The organism is Streptomyces sp. NPDC101110 (assembly GCF_044759525.1).
Classification (GTDB): Bacteria; Actinomycetota; Actinomycetes; order Streptomycetales; family Streptomycetaceae; genus Streptomyces.
This window is the reverse complement of sequence record NZ_JBIVZM010000008.1, coordinates 220,504-239,861: the sequence shown is the minus strand read 5'-3', so window position 1 is coordinate 239,861 and position 19,358 is coordinate 220,504. Positions and strand designations below refer to the sequence as shown.

The window sequence follows — 19,358 nt, the reverse complement described above, 5'->3', positions numbered from 1 at the left end:
GAAATCGCCTTCCTCGCAAGCGGGTTGCGGGACCACCCCGTCGCGTGCCCCTCGTCGGCTCCCGGGTCTCAGGCGGAGCGTGGCGTCACGTCACACGGCGACCGCTCACGCGGGGCCTCGGCATTCACCCATCGTGGGTGGGGAGGGATGCCCGCATGACCCGACTCGACGTGGCTCTGCGGGAAGCGTCGGCCGCCCTGGCCCTGCTGCGTGACGCGCGCTTCCCGTCGCTCGGTGGGAGCGCGTGGAGGCGATCGTGACCCGGCTGGAGGAGACGAGGCGGGACTCCGACGCCGCCGCCGTCCTGGGTGCGGCCCGGAACCTGTAGGACTACTGCTCGCACTGGCGTGCTCGGCGCGCGGCCGAGCCCGCGTTGACCGGGCCGCCGCCGGTACTGGAGGAACGGGTCAACCGGCTGATCCACGACGAGGTAGCGGCGTCCGCCATCCAGCCGCCGGCCGACCAGGACGACCCCCGTCCCGACCCCCATCCCGGCCAGGGCGTGCCCCTCGCTGATGGCCCGCACCTCGCTGGTGATCCACGTGTTCGCGGCCACGGAGTTCTGTTCCCGCGCCCGCCCGGAGCAGGCGGGCACCTTCCTGCGCCGTGTGGGACGGCTGTGTCACCCGGCTGGGCATAAGCGTCCCCGCACTGCCCGCCATCGGAGGGGACTTCCCCTCGGAACCGGCCTGGACCGGCACGCTGCGGCTGAGAGCGGCGGTCGAAGACCCCGGACGGTATCGCCGCGCACGAGGCACTCGTTGCGCTGCGCATCGCCAGGCCGGACGCCCCGTACTGTGGGCGCCGTATGTGCACGTCGGTCCCTGACACCGCCTCAGCTCTGCGCCTCGGAATCAAGAAGCGCAAGCCCCTGTTCCCAGCGTCGTCGACGCTCGTCATCAGGTTGGTCCCACCAGGGGGTTCCGCGTTCGCCCAGCGCGGCCTTTGCCTGGTGCACGCGCGCACGCGCTGCCCTCTCGGCGTTCGTATCGCCCGCAGTCGTCGCCGAGCGCACCGCCCTGCGAGCCGACATGAGGTGATGGCGGAGACGCGCTGCGATCTCCTCGGGGATGGAGGGATCGGTCGCCCGCCACTTCCTTCCGCGGATGACGACGTAGTGCCCGTCGGGGGTTGTCTCCGGGGGCCGGTGTGCATTCACGCGAACGATTCTGCCCACCCGCGCCCACTTGGCGTGGCCCCCGTGCTGTGGTGCGAGCGGGCCAGGGTGTTCGGCATGGCCTTGGATCAGGACGGCGTGATGTTGCCCCGGCTGCGGTCGGCGGGCGTTGCGCGACGCGGCGTGACCTACGGCTTGCTGGGTGTGGTGCCGCTCGCGGTGACGGCTTTGAGTATCACTCACCGCAGCGACCGGCGAGAGTTCCTGTCCGTCATCGGTGGTCTGAGCGGCCTGTTCGGTGCAATGCTGCTTGTGATCGGTGCCGGGTTCTGGTGGGCCAGTGCGGAGGACGTCCGACGCCTGCGGGACTGGAACACTGTCTCGACACAGGGCGCTGCGATAACCCTCATCGGTCCGCTGTTCCTGCGCTCCGGGCTGTTCCTGGTTGTCTTCGGAGCCGTCGCCTTCGGTCTGTACCAGCTCGTGGCCGCTGCGCCCTACGGCAGCTGGTGGAACAGCTAGAAGCACCACCCTCCGCGAGGTGGGTCGCAGGGCTTGAGCAGCCTTACCGATCGGGCCTCAGACGTCTATGCGCCGTATGTGCAAATGGCTTTCGCGGGGGGGGAGGGCGACGCCGCGGGCAGGGCTGAGTCGAGGGTTTGCCAGTGGCCACCTCTTTCCGGACGCGTGGGTAGCGATGTCACTCCGGCGCTGACACGCCCAGGTCGCGACGCATCATGGTCCTCATGTCGCGCAGCATGTCCCAGATCTCAGTCTGGGCATGGAACGCGTCAGCCATCGTCTCCCCCGGCTCGGGTTCTCCTCGTTCCAGGCGTTTCACCTGACCGTAAACCCTGTTGAGAGCTTGATTGACCGTGCCGGCACAGGCGAGCACATCGTCCGGGGCAATCATCTGGGCTGCCGAGTAGCGGTCGCGGTGGGCTCTCTTCGCTTCTTCGAGGGCATCCTTGTCGGCTTCCTCGACACCGTCTTCCCGCAGGAGATGCAGATGACGGTTGAGCGCGGTGGTGAACTGTCGTGCATCCCGGTTGAGTTCCGCGTAGCAGGTGCGCCGGAGGAGCAGGTACTCACGGACCTCCTCTTGGTCCCGGACCAGCTCAAGCTCCCTGTGTCGCGCCCGCTCGGCAGCTCGTTGGGTGAGGAGCGAGCCGCCCAGAGTGCCCGCCACGCCTGCCACAGCGATGATCACCGCACTGAGATCCACGGACCTCCCTCGAAGCCGTTGAAGCCCCCACCACCGTCCCTCCGGCGGGATCATCATGAGAGCACAGCACGTGCGTTCTCAGTAGGATCGTAAGGGTGCCGAAGCCGACTGCAGGAAGTGTTGCACCCGGGGATGGGGTTCGCAGGCTCGCTCAGGTGTACCGGCGCTTCGGTCAGGTCGACGCAGCCGGAACATCGCCGCTGTACGAGCGCGTGGCCGTCGCCTTGAGCGAGTGCGAGGAGGTGCTGCGCGCCATCGAGGCGGTGCCGGCGCGTAAGCGGCATCCCGCGATGATCCTCGCCGCGCTGCACGACCTCGCTCTGGGCGGACGTGCACCTGCGCTTGCCGCAGCTTATGCCGCTGCGGATCGTGACGCCGCCGCCGACGCGGCGATCGACACGCTGCTGCACATGACCGACGATGTCGTGGCCATCGCCGTGCGGCGCAAGATGCGGCCGGACGAGGCCGGACGCCACGCCGTGCTGTATCCGGCCATTGCCGAGGCGGCGCGCCGGACAGGGGCGCGTGCGGTCGGATTGATCGACGTCGGCCGCGCTGCCGGGCTCAATCTCCAGGTCGATCGCGTCGGCATCGCGTACGGCGACGGCCGGTCGCTGGGCGACCCGTCGTCTCCCGTGCAGATGACGTCGTCGCTCGTGGGAGACCGGCCTGTCCCGGCGCGGGTGATGCCCGAGGTCGTGGCCCGGGTCTGCGTCGACGCCGATCCGGTGGACGTGACCGACGTGGCGGACAGCCGGTGGCTGCGTGCCTGTGTGTGGCCGGATCAGCCGGAGCATGCCGCGACACTCGACGCGGAGTTGGCGTTGGCGGCGACGGCCCCTCCCCTGCCGCTGCGTGGTGCCCCCGTCGAGGTGCTGCCCGACGCCGTCGCCTGCGTGCCCGCGGACGCGCTGCCTGTCATCACCACGACCTGGGCCCTGTCCCGCTTCCCTCTAGAGGGCCGTCGCCGCTTCCTCGAGCGTCTCGTGGAAGCCTCGGCCGAGCGGCCGGTGGCGTGGGTGTCAGCGGAGGGAGTCGGAGTCGCGCCGACGGTCCCGACCCTTGGTGATCGCCGCGCTTCCGGCCACAGCATCATCGGCGTTGCCGTCTTCGACCGGACGGCTCGGCGTGCCGAGGCCGTCGGTCGCTGCTGGTCTCGTGGCCGTCTGCTGTCGTGGCTGGCGAAGCAATGAGCAGTTCCAGACCCGAGTAGCAGGCCCGCGCACCAGCACATACCGCTGGTGGCGATCCAGGAGGTCCGGCTCGCCACGAAGCCGGCACGGTGTGTCGAGGTCGACTGGCTGGTCCTGAACCGCCGGGGCATCTCCGTCATGGCCACCTACGAGCGCGGCTTCGGGACCGAGCGGGTCTTCACCTACGGCGATGCGGAGGGCCACGAGCACGAGGTCCTGCCGTACCTTTCCCCCAGGCACCACCGTGGCGACCCCTCGCGGATCGAGACAGATGGTCGACTTCCTCCTGTCGTGAGGCCGGGCGACCGCCGGGTACCGCGGAGATCACCTTGCATGCCGACGGCCGACGTACGCCTCTCCCCCACTCCACCTGCATGGAACCCTGCCGGGCGGGGCAAACGGTGTCTCTGAAATGGGGAGGATGACATGGCCGTGACCGAGCACTCCGTTGAGCCCGAAGGTCAGAACAGCGCCGGCTGCCGGCGGCACGACAGCCCGCAGGCGAAACCGGAGAAGGAAGCGCCCGAGACACCGCATGAACGGGTCAACAGACGCTGGAACGAGATTCTGCAGGAGACACGAGTCACTCAGACCGGTGTGCAGATTCTCTTCGGTTTTCTGCTCAGTGTCGCCTTCACGCCGCTTTTCAGGGAGTTGGAGGCCTTGGACCGCGGCATCTACGTCGCCACCGTGGTGCTCGGTGCGGCGGCCACCGGATCGCTCATAGCGCCGGTCTCCATCCACCGCTTCCTGTCCGGTCAGCGTATGAAGGACGACGTGGTGGAGATCGCGAGCCGCTTGATGATGTGCGGCATGGTCCTCCTCGCCCTGACCATCGGCTGCACGCTCCTGCTGATACTCCGTTTCGTCGTTCCCGGTGTGCTCGCCGAAATGCTGGTCGCCGGGGTGATGCTGTGGTTCGGGCTGTGCTGGTACGCGCTGCCGCTCTGTCTTCGACGCCGTGCCGATCGGCGCTCCCGCGCAGGGGACGCCTGACGCGCCCCCCGGCGGCCGGGGGCGCGTCAGGCGTCCCCGCCGCCGGGGGTCGGACCTCTCGTGCCGTGAAGTGACCGGCAGCACAACCGGGTCCGGGCGGTCCGAGCGCGCCCCCATACGCCTGGTGCGACGAGCCGCCGTCACCCTGACGTCGGCTCGTCAGGGTGACGGCGGTGGTGTCCGTAGGTGTGTCCGCCGTGTCGTTCAGGGGGTCGTCGTGAACCGATCCCATACGCGGTGTTCGGCCATGAGCCCCTGAATCTGTTCCAGTACGGGGGTGCCTTCCCGGCCGACGATCACGCCCGGGGTGTCAGCCGGGATGCCGAGTGCCTCCAGAGCCGCGTCGCCGCCCGCCCAGGCGCCGATCGCCTTGCCATGGCGGAACGCCTCCGACAGCAGCAGACTCACCCTCGGATCGACTGCCCCGCGCGGGCCGCTGGGCAGGGCCTTGGCGTCGCGGGAACCGTAGGAGTCGCCGCCCGCCGTGGGTGTGCCGGCCAGCAGCAGTGCGTCGAACTCGATGGACCGCGCGGTCGCGAACGTCCGCTGCACGGTCACGGCGTCGTCCCCCGTGCCCAACTTGCCGCCGTTGGGCGCGATGACCAGCGGCACCATACCCGCGCCGAGGACCGCCTCACGCACCGCACGCACGCCGTCCAGGTCCCCCTCAGGGCCGGTGACGATGCCGATGAGGCGGCCGTCGGTGGGCCAGGACTGTCCGACCTGGGACAACGCGGGGCTCGGTTCGACATCGGCCGGCGGCACCGTCGGCTCGGGCACCGGCAGGCCGAGCCCCTCGGCCACACCCGCGCACAACTCGGCGTCGATGTTGGCCAGCACCTGCAACGCGCGCTCCTTGACGGCCTGCTCGTAACATTTGCCCAACTCGAAGGTGTAGGCGCCGATGATGTGCTCGCGCTCCACCGCGCTCATGCTGAGCCAGAACCGGCGGGGCTGGCTGAAGTGGTCGGAGAACGACTCGGGGGCCTCCCGGACCTTCGTCGCCTCCGGCACCCGTACCGGGGTCTCGATGTACGCACCGGTGTCCGCCCCGGCGAGGAACGGGCAGCCGCCGTCGAGGGAGTTGGGCCGGTACGGTGCGACGCCCCGGTGCACGGCGTCCTGGTGGTAGCCGTCCCGCAGCATGTCGTTGACCGGCGAGTGCGGCCGGTTGATGGGGATCTGCGAGAAGTTCGGACCGGCCAGGCGGGTGATCTGGGTGTCCAGGTAGGAGAACAGCCGTCCGGCGAGCAGCGGGTCGTCGGTGATGTCGATGCCGGGCACGAGGTGACCGACGTGGAAAGCCACCTGCTCCGTCTCGGCGAAGTAGTTCGACGGGTTGCGGTTCAGGGTCAGCAGCCCGATCGGCTGCACGGGGGCCAGCTCCTCGGGAACGAGATTCGTCGCGTCGAGCAGGTCGATACCCTCGAAGGTCTGGTCGGGGGTGTCGGGGAAGGTCTGGATGCCGAGCTCCCACTCCGGGTAGGCGCCCGCCTCGATGGCGTCGGCGAGGTCGCGGCGGTGGAAGTCGGGGTCGACACCGCCTGCGATCTGCGCCTCCTCCCACACCAGGGAGTGCACACCGAGCTTGGGCTTCCAATGGAACTTCACCAGTGTCGTGGAGCCGTCGGCCGCCACCAGACGGAAGGTGTGGACGCCGAACCCCTCCATCATGCGGTACGAACGCGGGATGCCCCGGTCGGACATGTTCCACAGGGTGTGGTGGGTGGCCTCGGTGTGCAGGGTGACGAAGTCCCAGAAGGTGTCGTGCGCACTCTGGGCCTGTGGGATCTCCCGGTCCGGGTGCGGCTTGCCGGCGTGGATGATGTCCGGGAACTTGATCGCGTCCTGGACGAAGAAGACCGGCATGTTGTTGCCGACGAGGTCGAAGACGCCCTCCTCGGTGTAGAACTTCGTCGCGAATCCGCGCGTGTCCCGCACGGTGTCGGCGGAGCCCCGGGATCCCAGCACCGTGGAGAAGCGGACGAACACCGGTGTCTCCGCGCCCGCCGCCAGGAACGCCGCCTTCGACACGCCGGACGCGGTTCCGTAGCTCTTGAAGACGCCGTGTGCCGCAGCGCCGCGGGCATGCACGACCCGCTCCGGGATGCGCTCATGGTCGAAGTGCATGACCTTCTCGCGCAGGTGGTGGTCCTGCAACAGCACCGGCCCGCGCGGGCCTGCCTTCAGCGAGTGGTCGGTGTCGTACAGCCGGGTGCCCTGAGCGCCCGTGAGGTAGGCGCCGGACTGGGCCACTCGCGCCTGAGCCGCGCCGGTCGCCTGCCCGGTGGGCGACATGGTGTCGGGCCCGCTCTGGTCCGGTTGGGGCGGCAGGGGCTCGCGCGGCTCCGTCGGCTCCGCCACGCTCGGGGACTGTGGCGCCGGCTTGCCGGGAATCCCCTCTTCCGGTCCCGCGCCCGCGCCCTGGATGGCTTCGGTGACCTTGTCCGCCGCCCGCTTGATGGGATTGGGCTGGCTCATCGCTATCGTTCCTCTGCTTCAGCCGGCCATGGCCGGCACGGCCACGTAGATCGGATGCTCCGAGTTCCGGCGCCGGGTACCCGGCTGCGCCGGACGAATCCCTGGTCATGCTGACGGGCGCGACTGCCGCCAAGCTCTCATGGGGCCGATCCCCGCGCACCCGGTAGCTGTCCCGGGGGTGAGAGCGCTGCCGTGTCGCGGACGGGTTCCATGATTCGGCATCCCATGGGCACACCCAGCCGGGCACAGCACCACGAAGGTGGACCACATGACGGCGAGGACGATCCGATCTTTGCCACGGCACGATTTGCGACTGCAGTGGGCCCTGCGCAGAAGGAAGCCCCGGCGGATGGTGAGCCCGGTGACAGACAAGGTGTCCGGTGACCCGGCCCCGCCTCTCGACGCGGTGTCAATTGTCCGGCCACGGCTGACTCGGCATGCTGCCTCCATGCCCCTGAAGACGATCCCTCCGCTCTCCCGCCGGACGCTGCTGCGAGCGCTGGGCTCCGGCGCGGTGCTCGGCGGACTCGCCGGGTGCGGTGTGCCGGCCGCGTACGTACGTCCAGGCGATCGCGCCGCAACCGATCTGTCCTCCACCGACCGGCGGCTGAACTGGGCGAACTGGCCGCTGTACATCGACACCGATGACGAACGCCCTTCGCGGCGGCCCACTTTGGAGGCCTTCGAGAAGCGCACGGGCATCGAGGTCGAGTACGTCGAGGAGATCAACGACAACGACGAGTTCTTCGGCAAGATCAGTCCGGCGCTGATGAACCATCAGTCAACCGGCCGCGATCTGATCGTGATCAGTGACTGGATGTGCGCGCGGTTCGTGCGGCTCGGCTGGGTGCAGGAGATGGACCGGGACCGGCAGCCGAACGTCACCCGGTACCTCGACCCGCAGTTGCGGTCGCCCGCGTTCGATCCCGGCCGCACGTACACAGTGCCGTGGCAGTCCGGCATCACCGGGATCGCCTACAACCGGCGCCGGATCGGCCGGGAGATACGGCAGGTGTCGGATCTGTGGGCGAGCGACCTGAAGGGCCGGGTCACGCTGCTGTCCGGTCTGGACGAGGCCTTCGCACTGCTGATGCAGGGCAACGGCGCAGACATCACCCGTTGGACGGCCGACGACTTCCACACCGTCTGTGACCAGGTGGAGAAGCAGGTGAAGAGGGGGCAGATCAGGCGCTTCACGGGCAACGATTACATCAAGGACCTGTCCAGCGGTGACGTCCTGGCCTGCCAGGCGTACTCGGGGGACGTGATCCAGCTCCAGGCCGACGATCCGGACATCGAGTTCGTCGTTCCCGAGGAAGGCGCGGAGCTGTGGGCGGAGTCGCTGATGATTCCCAACCTCGCCCGCCACAAGGCCAATGCGGAGCGGCTTGTCGACTACTACTACGATCCCGAAGTCGCCGCCGGGCTGGCCGCCTGGGTCAACTACGTGTGCCCGGTCCCCGCAGCCCAGGACGTCCTGGCCTCCGCCAAGGACGAGGAGAGCGCCGCCCTCGCGGAGAACTCGCTGATCTTCCCCGACGAGGAGATGCGCAGCCGGCTCGCCATCGCACGGGACATCGACTCGCAGGAGCGCGTGGAGTTCGCCAGGCGGTGGAATCGGATCGCGGGATTGTGACGGCGGTGGCATGACCCCTGCGGAGAACTTCTTCGGCGCGCTGCCGGACGGGCTGGACTTCGGCCGGGCCGCTCTGCTCGCTTGTCACTTGGAAGGTGCCGCGTGCTTGCCCTTCTGGCCTTTTCGCGCGTGAGCCGGCGGGTGGGCATGGGTCTTCGGCTTGTTCTTCGAGGCTGCCTTCACAGCGGTGCGCTCCTTGCCGGCCCGAGAGGCGGGGAAGGGGGTGCGCTCCGGGCTGTCGGAGGGGGAATGCGCGGTCCGCATGGGGGCGGGGTCGCTCAACGGCCGGGCGGAGGCTGTAGGGGAACGCGAAGGCTGCGTCGTCGATGCAGGGGGCGTGTCGTCGCTGTGATCGGCGGTGCCCCGCTGTGTGGAAGGGGCGACCGCATCAGGTGCGGACGGGGCCGCCTCGTCCGTCGCGTCCTGGTGTGAGAAACCGCTCGCGACCACCAGGCCGGAGGCCAGCACCGCGGCCAGCGCGGCCGCTGCTCCGCGCGTTCGGACGCGGGCGCGTGTCGGGACGGACCGCAGGATCCCCTCTGCGCGCCCTGCCGTGACGCTCGGGCTGCCGCCGGGCTCCCTCCCGGCGGACGGCACAGCCCGGTGCGTGTTGCCGGTGCGGGCCGTTACGGGTGTGCGAGGAACGATGCTGAACGCGGGCCGGGCGCCGGGTTCGGCGGAGCTCGCCGGGCTCGTGGCGGGCAGGCGCTTCAGGGCCTGGGCGCAGTCGTGCGCCGTGGGGCGCAGCTGTTCCTCCAGGCTGGTCATGTCCCGCAGGAGTGTGGCGAAGCCGTCGGGCAGGGTGTCCGGGAGGGTGGGTCGGCGGTGCAGGCGCGCTATGGCCGCCTCCAGGGGGCCGCCGTCGTATTCGAGTCGGCCGGTGATGCTTTCGAGGAGGACCAGGCCGAGGGCGTAGATGTCGGCGGGCGTGCCGACTTGCCTGCCCAGCACCTGTTCCGGGGACAGATAGGCGGCCGTGCCGGTCAGGGTGTCGGTGGCCGTGTGGGTGGTCGCGCCGAGCAGCCGGGAGATGCCGAAGTCTGTCAGATGAGGCCGTCCGGAGGAGTCCAGGATGATGTTGGACGGTTTGACATCCCGATGGACGATCCCCTCCTCGTGGGCGTGGGCCAGCGCCTCGGCCAGTGCCTCGCCGAGTCCGGCGGCGGCCTCCCACGACAAGGGGCCTTCGGCGATACGGGCCTTCAGGGTACGACCGTCGATCAGCTGCATGACCAGGAAGGCTTCGCCGTCGTGACGTCCCGCGTCGAAGGCGGTCACCAGCCCCGGGTGCTGCAGGCGGGCAAGGATCACCGCCTCGCTGCGGAATGCCTCCTCGGTGTCGAAGCCGGTGCCGGCGCGGAAGACCTTCACGGCGACCGGTCGACGCAGCCGCAGGTCGAACCCGCGGTACACGTCAGCCGCGCCACCGGAACCGATCAGCGCATCCAGACGGTAGCGGCCCGCCAGAATCCGGGCACAGCCCCGAAGGGCCCGGATTCCCCGCACCTCGCGCAATCCCATCGATCTCCCCACTCCACACACTCACGCCGCTCGCCGGACCCGTCGTCGACGGGCCGCCGTACGCGGGTACCCATCCGGCCGCACCTTGCACAACGATCGGCGCGAACCGCAGCACCCTGCCCTGGCTGCGTCTACACCACCGAGACCAGCACCAGCGCCGCGTCGCGGTGATGCTCGGCGATTGCGCGCATGGATGCCCGGTCGGGGAAGTCCCCCTCGAGCAGCCGGAGCGGTCCTGCTGTCAATGACAGTCGCTGGACGAGGGTATAGAGCGCGAGCCTGTCCTCGTCGAGCCCCTGCACCGCCAACCGCCTGTGCACACCTTCGTGGTGACGGAGCCGCAGGAAGACATGCTCCCACTCGACGCCGAAGTACATCAGGTCCTCGATGTCGATCAGAACAGGATGGCCCACCCCGGCAGGGCGAGGAAGGGACATGCTCAGCCGGTCCTTCACGCCGGGATCGCTGACCGGTCTGCCCGTCGGGCTGTACGGCCATCGGGGTCGCTGAGGCCATCGGTCGGATTCGATCGGAGCAGGAAGCCCCGACCGGACGGGGGGGATCACGGTCGGGGCGGTCTCGATGTGGGTGCGGATGGCGGTCGCCTCTCGGCGGAAGGCTCCACAGGGCTTCAGCCGAACGATCGTCCCTGTGGGCGAATGGTGAGGCCCGGGGACACTGTCCCATCCGCACCCACAACTCGTTCAACGGGCAACCAGTGGTGGTTGTTCCCCACGCGGTCGGCGTGTGTGGTGATCCGCGCCACTCCCCCACGCATCCGGCTGCGAAGTGTAAATCCGGAGCCGTGTCACTTACTTGTGCGCTCACGACGATCCGTGCACCACAGGCCCTTCCCTTGTCATGCACTCATCTGAAATCTTGCGTCGACCCATTTCAGCCCAACGGTCCGCCGGCGCCACCCACTGCCCCGGGCCTTCGGAGGATGCTGTGACAACCCCCCGCATATCCCGGCACCGTCTCAGACGGTCGCTGTTGTCCCTCGCCGCCGCCGGAGCGGCTCTCGCGCTCGCCACGCCCGCCGGCGCGGCCGATGTGGACACCGGCCTTCCGCCCGGGCCGGCCGCGGCCCACTCCGTCACGCTCGCCGAGAGCGCCGCCGGATGGGCGGCCGGCACCCGCTCCTACCTCGTCGTCACCGCACCCGGCGACACCACGGCCGTACGCAACGCCGTGGCGTCCAACGGCGGTTCGGTGTTCGCGCACTACGACGCGATCGGCGTGGTGGTCGCACACTCCGCGTCGGCCGGTTTCGCCACCGCGATGCGCTCGGTCGCAGGCGTGCAGAAGGTGGGCGCCACCCGCACCTCGGACGTCCCCGCGGACGCCTACTCCCCCACCCTGCCGAGCGCTCCTCCGCAGTCGACCACGACGCTCACCGAGACCGCCCGGTGGGACATGACCAGGATCAACGCCGACAAGGCCTGGGCAGTCAGCACCGGATCGGCGTCCGTCACCGTGGGTGTTCTCGACACCGGAGTGGACGACCGGCACCAGGACATCGCGCCCAACTTCGACGCGGCCGACTCGGTCTCCTGCGCCTACGGCAAGGCCGACGCCCGCGCCGGCGCGTGGCGTGACGTCGGCAGCCACGGCACACATGTGGCGGGTACGATCGCCGCCGCGAAGAACGGCAAGGGCGTGGTCGGTGTCGCGCCGGGAGTGAAGATCGCCTCCGTGCGCATCGCCGAACCGAGCACCAGCATGTTCTTCGCCGAGAACACCATTTGCGGGTTCATGTGGGCCGGTGACCACGGCTTCGACGTCACCAACAACAGCTACTACACCGACCCGTGGATGTTCAACTGCCCCGACGACCCGGACCAGGCGGCCATCATCGAGGGCGTGCGCCGGGCGCAGGAGTACGCGGAGGGCAAGGGCTCGCTGCAGGTCGCGGCGGCGGGCAACTCCAACTACGACCTGGCGAACAAGCGCACCGACAGCTCCAGCCCGAACGACTCCACCCCGGTCAACCGCACGATCACCAACGCCTGCGTCGACATCCCGACGGAGCTGCCGGGCGTCGTGACCGTCGCGGCGATGGGCAACGGGAACATCAAGGCGTCCTACTCCAACTTCGGCCGGGACGTCATCGACGTGGCGGCCCCGGGCGGCGACGGAGCCAACGGCGTCTACTCCACCCTCCCCGGTGGCAAGTACGGGAACATGAACGGCACGTCGATGGCGTCGCCGCATGTGGCCGGTGTCGCCGCGCTCCTGAAGAGTGCCGATCCTGCCGCCACCCCCGCTGAACTCCGCGCGCGACTGGGCACCCAGGCCACCGACATCGCCTGCCCGTCCGACAGCCGCTGCACCGGCACCACAGCGAAGAACGCCTTCTTCGGGGAGGGCCAGGTCGACGCGCTGAAGGCCATCGGCGGCACCACCCCGCCGCAGCCCGGGCGGTACTTCGAGAACACCACCGACGTCACCGTCGCCGACAACGCGACGGTGGAGTCACAGATCGCCGTGACCGGCCTGGCGGGCAACGCCCCGGCGGCGTTGAAGGTCGGCGTGGACGTCAAGCACACCTACCGCGGCGACCTGGTGCTGTCGCTCGTCGCCCCCGACGGATCGGTCTACCCCCTGGAGGACTTCGCCGACGGCGACAGCGCGGACGACGTGGTGAAGACGTACACGGTCGACGCCTCGTCCGAGGCCGCGTCCGGGACGTGGAAGCTCCGCGTCCGCGACATCGCGACGCAGGACACCGGGCGGATCGACGCCTGGAACCTCACCTTCTAGCAACGCCCGTCGCCCCCACCTCACACCTTGCGCCACCTATCGACATTCGATAGTTTCCCATCGTAAGTCGATTGAGGGATGGCTCATGGGGAAGCTGACACTGTGCGCGCTGCGCGCCGTGCTCGTGGTGTTGCTCGTCGGCACCGTGCTCGTACAGGCGTCGATGGTGTGGGCGCTGGTCAGCGGGAACGACCCGGAGGACGGGTCGCTCCCGCTGACTCCGCTGCGTGTGATCACGATCCTGGGCCTGGCGTCGGCCCAGGCCGCCCTGGTCTGCGTATGGCGCCTGGTGACGATGGTGCGGGGCAGGACGGTGTTCTCCCGCGCCGCCTTTCGGTACGTGGACGTCGTGATCGGCGCGATCGTGCTGGCGGCCCTCGTCTGGTTCGCGGTCACGATCCTCAACGCGCCGGGCCAGCGGGCCGACCCGGGCGTAACGGTCATCATGGGCGGGATCGGCCTGGCCATCCTGGGGGTCGCGCTCATCGTGCTCGTCCTGCGGATGCTGCTCGCCCAGGCCGTCGCGCGCGACGTCGAGGCCTCGCAGATGCAGGCCGAGCTGGACGAGGTGATCTGATGCCGATCGCCGTCGGCCTCGAGGTGACGCCCCCGGAGGAAGATCTCCGTCGGCGGCCGGTCAGCGGCATGAGCTGACACTTCGCGGGTATGCGTGGCCCGTGTCGTACGAATACTCGAAGAACCCGGCGGACTCCACGGAGCAGGAAGTGGAAGGCGACGGCCGCCATCCGGTGTCCACCGGCGTCGTTCCCGCCGCTGCCGCGTTCGACGACGACACCGGGATCGCCGAGGCCCGGGACCTGGCCCGGGCCTTCCTGACCCGGGTCCAGTCCGAGCACGGACTGCCGGTGTCCGGCCGGGCCATGGGCATGGTGCAGCTCGTCGTCAGCGAGCTGGTCACCAATGCCCGCAAGTACGCTCCCGGCCCCTGCCTGCTGACCCTGGACATGGTGGACGGGGCCGTACGGATCAGCGTGTGGGACAGCGGTACCGACCTGCCGACGATCCTTGCTCCCGATCCCGGGCGGATCGGGCAGCACGGCCTCGAGATCGTGGCAGCGGTCTGCGTCGGCTTCGCCATCCACCGTGAGCCGGTCGGAAAGCGCGTCACCGCCGACGTCATGCTCGCCGACGACCCCGGCGGGTCCGCGGCAGGCCGCCAGCTGCTGTAGACCCGCGCGAATGACCCGGGCCGACGGAGCACGCCCGGGCCTTCGACGGTGACGGCCTCCTGCCGCGCCGCGGACGCGTCACCTACCCGGCCGCCACGATGCGCTCCACCGCGGCCGTCACCAGCGCCTCACGCTCCGCCTCCGTGAAGACGTCCGGCAGGGTGAGCTGCTCGACGATCAGCCAGTTCAGCGTCAGCATGAGCAGCTTGACAGCCGTGGCGTCGCCGGGGAGGCCGGAGGCCTCGTGATAGGCGACGTTGGCGTCGACGTCGGCCCGGACCCGCTCGGTGAGGACCTTGCGCAGTTCGGGACGGCGAGTGGCCTCGAGACGCAGTTCCAGCAGCGCCAGGTAACCGGTGCGGAAGGCGGCGACACGGCCGACGAGCTCACGCATCAGTCCGACGTAGGTCTCCCGGTCGCGACCGGCCTCCCGCTGCCGGGCGATGGTCTCCTCGTCGGGCTGGAGCCGCTCGTAGACCCGGGCGCCGGCCTGGGTGAGCAGGTCGTCGCGGCTGGCGAAGTAGTTGGACGCCGTACCGACGGGGACGGCGGCTTCGGCGTCCACGGCGCGGAACGTCATACCCCGCGCACCCTCTCGGGCCAGCACCTCGATCGCCGCGTCGACGAGAGCCGCGCGCCGCTGGTCGTTCCGCCTCGCCATTGACACCACTCCATGTGTAGTACTACATTCAAACCACTTCAAGCAGAGTACTACATGTATGGGCCACCAGGGGAGATCACTGTGCGAAAGCTCGTGTACTACATCGGAGTCACGCTCGACGGCCGTATCGCGGGCCCCGACGGAGAGTTCGATTTCTTCCCGCAGGGCGACGAACAGCAGGCCGCCGCCTACTCGACCTGGGTGAACGCGCTGTACCCGGAGACCGTCCCGACGGCCTACCGCGCGGCCGTGGGCCTGGATCAGGTGCCCAACAGGCGCTTCGACACGGTCGTCATGGGCCTCGGCACATACCGCCTCTCCCTCGACAACGGGATCACCAGCCCCTATGCGCACCTGCGCCAGTACGTCGTGTCGAGCACGCTCAAGCCGGACACCGACCCGGCCGTCACCGTCGTGGCGGGCGACCCGCTCGGCCTCGTCCACGAGCTGAAGGGTGCGAGTGGTGCGGGTCGGGACATCTGGCTGTGCGGAGGGGGCCGGCTCGCGGGCGCCCTGCTGCCCGAGATCGACGAGCTGCTGATCAAGACCTATCCGGTCGTCGCCGGGAGCGGAATCCCGGTCGTCGAGGGCCACTTCGACCCCACCGTGTTCGATGTCGCGGAGCGCACCGCGTTCCCCAACGGGGTCACCCTCACCCGCCTCACCCGCCGCTAGTGCAGACCGCCTGCACAGGCGGGTGGCAACCCGCAGCATGGTCCTCACGCCCCGGCCGGGCCGGCCGGCTTCAATAGTCGAGGTCGATGTAGTCGATGTCGTTGATGGCGACGTCCGAGAGGCCGGGCGCACGGGTTCCGCCGTCCTGGAAATAGGTCTCCCTGAACCCGTCGGCAATGATCTGACGCAGTTGCCGGTCGTCGGCGCCTGCTTCACGGGCGTCGAACAACTGCTGCGCGTACGCCGGGGGGAGGTGCACGGTGAGACGGCGGAAGCGCCCGTCGTCGGTGGTCCCGATCGGCGCCGTGTAACCGAAGCGTGCTCTCGTCTCCACGGTGATCCCGCCCCTGGAGGCAGCCTCCTCGCGTCGGCGTCTGCGGACCTGGGGCTGCCACCGGGACCGGACGGCGGCATCGATCCGCTGCTGGATGTCCTCCGGCGGGCGCTTGCGCTCGCCGGTGCGGTAGCGCTCCACCGACCGCTGGCTGACCCTCAGCTCGGCTGCGACGGCCCGGGTCGTCTTCAGCTGCCTCAGCAGGAAGTTGATCCGGCCCTTGAGGGTCTTCGGTGGAGTGCGGGTGAAGGCCTCCTGGTCGGCGCGCTCGATGGCGTCGTCGATTTCTCCCACGGTGTGCGTTCCTCTCGCAGGTCGGCCCTACTCACCCTCGTCCAGGACGGCGTCGCCGCCCTTGACGTGGCGGGCGGGGTTCAGGCCCTTCTCCATCAGGTCGACCGCCCAGAGCATCTCCTGGACGCCTTCGGGCTTCGCCAGGCCCGGGGAGGGGCCGAGGCGGAAGCCGCCGGGCTGGGCCTTGCCGGAGGCCGCGTAGGGGAGGAAGTCCAGCGGCGAGGGGCCGGGACTCGGGTAGACGACGCAGTCCGACAGCACCGCGAGCGGGTACCGGCCCGTCAGCTTGGCCATGTTCAGCAGTTTGCGATGCATGTTGACCCGCGCCTTGGAGATGACGGCCGCGCGGATGTCCGGGCGCCAGGTGGGCCGTTCAAGAGCCGGCCACCGCTCCCCCTGTTTGTAGTGGCGTCCCTGCGGGCGCTCGCGGAGCTTGCCGATACCGCCCTTGACCGTGGCCTTGATCGCGGCGAGGACGGCGGCCAGGGCGGGGTCGGCGTCCTTGTGCCGCTCCATCGCCACGAGGAACTGACGGTCGTCCAGGTCGCGGGTGACGCCGAGGTCGGCGAGGGTGTCGAGGTAGGCACTCTTGAGCCGGTCGTGCCACGGGTCCAGGTACGCGCCCGTGTCACGGCGCAGGTAGGCCTCCAGCGGCTGCACGTTGTAGCCCAGCTCCTGGGCGTAGGCGACCGTGTGGGTCTGGTACCAGGCGGGGCCGGACGGCCGTACACCGGTGGGCGTGAACGGGCTGGGCAGGCGCGGGTCCAGCTCCACGTGGCTCAGATCGACGAGCCAGGAGCCGGGGATCTTCGGATTGAACCGGGGGCCGACGAAATGGTCCGGGCCCGACAGTCCGACCGTGAGCCGGGCGGCCGCCGCGAGGAACGCGGTGTTCAGGTCCAGACCCACCGCGTAGGGCAGATGGCACTCCTCGTCGCTCAGCAGGTCCACCTCGCGCACCCACTGGTAGGCCTCCTCGTCGAGGAAGCCTCCGCTCCAGCCGGAGTCGACGACCACGGGATGCTCCGGGGTGGCCTCGGGCGGCGCGGGGTCCACGGGTTCCGTGCCGAGCGAACCGGGGTTGTGGCCGGGCACCCAGTTGCCCGTGGTCTCGTCCCGCACCGCGCGGGTGGGCGGACGCAGTGCCGTCATCAACTCCAGGCCCGACACAGCCGTACTGCCGCGGGGTGTGATGACGCGCTGGGCGTAGACACCGAGCACCCGGGCGATGTCCGCAGGTTCCATCTCCGCCACACCCGGCCAGGACCGCTCGTCCAGGGCGTCCCACGACAGGACCGCCAACTGCACGCACTGCCGCCGGCCTTCCTGGGCCTTGCGGTAGATCCGGGGCCAGGGGCCGAATCCACGCTGCGTCAGCTGCCACCCCGCCTTCAGCACCTGCACGACGACCGGGTGATCACCGGGCAGGCGCAGCGAACGCCGCTGCTCGTGGCCCTCCAGGCGCTCGGGCAGTCCCAGCCGCACCGCGGCAGCCGGAGTCAGCACCACCAGCGGGTCGGCGTCCTTGCCGTTGCGGTGCAGGCGCGGCGCGCCGAGGCCGGACTCGCGCAGCGTCCACTCCGCCAACTGCGGCACGGAGGTGGCGGGGCAGTCGAGAACGATGCCGTCGACGCCGTACGCCGAGCCGTCGCCGTCCAGCACGACCAGCGGTCCGTGGGGGTGACGCGGGTCCGCGGCGGGCACGGCGGTCGTCCTCGTGCCGGGCCCTCGCGACGAGGTCGCCGGGCGACGGGCGGGGCGTGCGGATGCGGTCGGCTGTTGCGGCGGTGGGGGGGCCGTCCGGGCCGCCGGGGGCTTGGTGGACCGGGCGGACGAGTGCGGAGGAGACTCCTGGTGGGCGGAGGTTTCGGCCGGGGCCGGAGTACGGGCAGGCGCCGGGACCGGAACCGACGTCGAAGGTGTCGGGGTGGGGACGCTGTGAGCAGCGCCGGCCTGAACGGGCGCGCTGTGAACGGGCGCATCGTGAGTGGAACCGCCGTGGACGGGCGCGCCGTGGGCGGGGCCGCCGTGGACGGGCGCATCGTGAGCGGGACCGCCGTGGGCGGGCGCGCCGTGGGCGGGGTATCTCGCCGCCCAGCCCTTCAGCAGCCGCTGGTACGCCTCCAGGCGTGGCGACTTCGGCTCCGACCTGCCGTTCTCGTAGTTCTTCACCGTCTGCGTGGAAGTCTTCAGCGCGAGCGCGAGACGCGCCTGGGTGATGCCGGCGGCCTCCCGCAGCCGGGCCCGCTCCGCGGGCGGCGGGAGCTGCGGCTCCTCCTCCAGCAGCGCGTCCACGGACGCGAACAGCTCTTCCTCGGAGGCCACGTCGATCTCCTTCAGCGCTTCCCGGGTTCCTGCGGACCTTAGCCTAGAATTTATCCCGCTCCTTTAACCCTGCCGGATCGCCGAGTGTCGGTGACGTCCGATCGGCGCGTGCATCACCGCACCGTCTGATCGCGCTTCGCCTCCGCGGCCTTGAAGTAGTCGCCGCCCTTGCGCTTGACGTCGTCCGTGCCCCAGGCCTGCTCCGCAACCGTGGCGGTGGTGCCGTCCGCGTCGAGGTGCGGACGCAGCGGCGCCTTGAGCAGTCTCGGTATGTGCTTCGAGCAGTGGATGTAAGCCTCTTCCACCTCGACTTCGACCCACATCTGGGGGCGGCGCCCGGGCAGCGGATCGACGGGCAAACCGGGATGGCCGCGGCGCATCGTATCGTCGGGGACCAGGCGGGCACGGCCGTTGACGTGCAGGCCGATACGGTCCTCGGAGAAGTCGATCATCAGCAGGCCGACGTTCGGATTCTCCCGGATGTTGCCGAGGGAGGCCATGACCCCGTTCCCCCGGTACTCGGGATATGCGAGGGTCGCGTCGTCGAGGACGTGGAGAAAGCCGGGCGGACCGGCCCGGAACGTACTGTCGCACTGGCCCTGCGCGTCAGAAGTGGCGAGAAAGAACATCTCCTGACGGGCGACGAACTCCCTCATTCTGGGGTTGAGGCGGTCCAGCACCTGCTCGTCGTAGAAGCGATCAGCGCGGCCGGTGGTCCCCAACTCGTGCTGCATCTCGTGCTCTCCGTGGCTTCCGGGCCGGTCCGCCCGCTGATCCTGGTGCAACGGTCCTCCTGCAAGGCGCGTCAACGCCTGTGTCCGAGTCCTGCTCCGGTGGTCCGTCGGCGCAACTGACTCTGCCGATCCCGCGGAGGCCGAATAGCGTCAACCGGCCACGCACACGAGGGTAGAGCAGACTCGCGACCGCTCTGGCACACCCCCGCTCTC

The 19,358-nt window shown here is 69.8% G+C and carries 16 protein-coding genes and 1 pseudogene; 8 read left to right on the top strand and 9 right to left on the bottom strand.

Annotated features, from left to right (window positions below; translation table 11 throughout):
* Nucleotides 1–835 precede the first annotated feature (835 nt).
* On the bottom strand, nt 836–1,159 hold the full coding sequence (locus ACIQU3_RS21010) for a hypothetical protein (protein WP_403731187.1): 324 nt from the start codon (nt 1,157–1,159) through the stop codon (nt 836–838).
* Between the two features lie 75 nt (nt 1,160–1,234).
* On the opposite strand from ACIQU3_RS21010, the gene ACIQU3_RS21005 reads away from it, so the two are divergent.
* On the top strand, nt 1,235–1,639 hold the full coding sequence (locus tag ACIQU3_RS21005) for a DUF6336 family protein (protein WP_403927013.1): 405 nt from the start codon (nt 1,235–1,237) through the stop codon (nt 1,637–1,639).
* 178 nt (nt 1,640–1,817) lie between these two features.
* Here the strand turns inward: ACIQU3_RS21005 and ACIQU3_RS21000 are convergent, their stop codons facing one another.
* Nucleotides 1,818–2,342 (bottom strand): hypothetical protein, encoded by a 525-nt coding sequence (locus ACIQU3_RS21000; RefSeq protein ID WP_403927011.1) that lies wholly within the window; start codon nt 2,340–2,342, stop codon nt 1,818–1,820.
* 155 nt (nt 2,343–2,497) lie between these two features.
* Here ACIQU3_RS21000 and ACIQU3_RS20995 point away from each other — a divergent pair, with 155 nt between their 5' ends.
* Both ACIQU3_RS20995 and ACIQU3_RS20990 read left to right on the top strand, forming a co-directional pair.
* Nucleotides 2,498–3,535: a DUF2332 domain-containing protein gene (locus ACIQU3_RS20995; protein ID WP_403927009.1), complete on the top strand. Its 1,038-nt coding sequence runs from the start codon at nt 2,498–2,500 to the stop codon at nt 3,533–3,535.
* A 426-nt stretch (nt 3,536–3,961) separates the two neighbouring features.
* On the top strand, nt 3,962–4,531 hold the full coding sequence (locus ACIQU3_RS20990; protein WP_403731173.1) for a DUF6328 family protein: 570 nt from the start codon (nt 3,962–3,964) through the stop codon (nt 4,529–4,531).
* 204 nt (nt 4,532–4,735) lie between these two features.
* Here ACIQU3_RS20990 and ACIQU3_RS20985 read toward each other — a convergent pair whose 3' ends face one another.
* On the bottom strand, nt 4,736–7,012 hold the full coding sequence (locus tag ACIQU3_RS20985; RefSeq protein WP_403927007.1) for a catalase: 2,277 nt from the start codon (nt 7,010–7,012) through the stop codon (nt 4,736–4,738).
* Nucleotides 7,013–7,460: 448 nt separating this feature from the next.
* On the opposite strand from ACIQU3_RS20985, the gene ACIQU3_RS20980 reads away from it, so the two are divergent.
* Nucleotides 7,461–8,648, top strand: a complete 1,188-nt coding sequence (locus tag ACIQU3_RS20980; RefSeq protein WP_403731165.1) for a spermidine/putrescine ABC transporter substrate-binding protein — start codon at nt 7,461–7,463, stop codon at nt 8,646–8,648.
* 84 nt (nt 8,649–8,732) lie between these two features.
* On the opposite strand, the gene ACIQU3_RS20975 is transcribed toward ACIQU3_RS20980, so the two are convergent.
* Both ACIQU3_RS20975 and ACIQU3_RS20970 read right to left on the bottom strand, forming a co-directional pair.
* Entirely contained in the window at nt 8,733–10,169 is a 1,437-nt protein-coding gene (locus tag ACIQU3_RS20975) for a serine/threonine protein kinase (protein ID WP_403927004.1), read from the bottom strand.
* 131 nt (nt 10,170–10,300) lie between these two features.
* Nucleotides 10,301–10,579, bottom strand: a pseudogene (locus ACIQU3_RS20970) (aminoglycoside phosphotransferase family protein); the annotation flags it as partial.
* A gap of 538 nt (nt 10,580–11,117) precedes the next feature.
* Between ACIQU3_RS20970 and ACIQU3_RS20965 the strand changes: the two are divergent.
* The 3 genes from ACIQU3_RS20965 (at nt 11,118) to ACIQU3_RS20955 (ending at nt 14,122) form a co-directional block, all read left to right on the top strand.
* Nucleotides 11,118–12,932: a S8 family peptidase gene (locus ACIQU3_RS20965; protein ID WP_403927002.1), complete on the top strand. Its 1,815-nt coding sequence runs from the start codon at nt 11,118–11,120 to the stop codon at nt 12,930–12,932.
* 85 nt (nt 12,933–13,017) lie between these two features.
* Entirely contained in the window at nt 13,018–13,509 is a 492-nt protein-coding gene (locus ACIQU3_RS20960; protein WP_403731156.1) for a DUF2975 domain-containing protein, read from the top strand.
* Nucleotides 13,510–13,681: 172 nt separating this feature from the next.
* Nucleotides 13,682–14,122: an ATP-binding protein gene (locus ACIQU3_RS20955; protein ID WP_403731543.1), complete on the top strand. Its 441-nt coding sequence runs from the start codon at nt 13,682–13,684 to the stop codon at nt 14,120–14,122.
* Nucleotides 14,123–14,204: 82 nt separating this feature from the next.
* Here ACIQU3_RS20955 and ACIQU3_RS20950 read toward each other — a convergent pair whose 3' ends face one another.
* A complete protein-coding gene (locus ACIQU3_RS20950) occupies nt 14,205–14,783 on the bottom strand; it encodes a TetR/AcrR family transcriptional regulator (protein WP_403731153.1) in 579 nt (192 codons plus the stop codon).
* Nucleotides 14,784–14,864: 81 nt separating this feature from the next.
* Between ACIQU3_RS20950 and ACIQU3_RS20945 the strand changes: the two genes are divergently transcribed.
* Nucleotides 14,865–15,458: a dihydrofolate reductase family protein gene (locus ACIQU3_RS20945; RefSeq protein WP_403731150.1), complete on the top strand. Its 594-nt coding sequence runs from the start codon at nt 14,865–14,867 to the stop codon at nt 15,456–15,458.
* 70 nt (nt 15,459–15,528) lie between these two features.
* Here ACIQU3_RS20945 and tpg read toward each other — a convergent pair whose 3' ends face one another.
* The 3 genes from tpg to ACIQU3_RS20930 all read right to left on the bottom strand — a co-directional run bounded on the left by tpg (nt 15,529) and on the right by ACIQU3_RS20930 (nt 19,145).
* Nucleotides 15,529–16,086, bottom strand: coding sequence for a telomere-protecting terminal protein Tpg (tpg, locus tag ACIQU3_RS20940; RefSeq protein WP_403927000.1), 558 nt, complete (start codon nt 16,084–16,086; stop codon nt 15,529–15,531).
* Between the two features lie 27 nt (nt 16,087–16,113).
* Complete coding sequence (gene tap / locus ACIQU3_RS20935) at nt 16,114–18,411, bottom strand: telomere-associated protein Tap (RefSeq protein ID WP_403731144.1); 2,298 nt, start codon at nt 18,409–18,411, stop codon at nt 16,114–16,116.
* Nucleotides 18,412–18,524: 113 nt separating this feature from the next.
* Nucleotides 18,525–19,145, bottom strand: coding sequence for a pyridoxamine 5'-phosphate oxidase family protein (locus ACIQU3_RS20930; RefSeq protein WP_403731140.1), 621 nt, complete (start codon nt 19,143–19,145; stop codon nt 18,525–18,527).
* Nucleotides 19,146–19,358 lie beyond the last annotated feature (213 nt).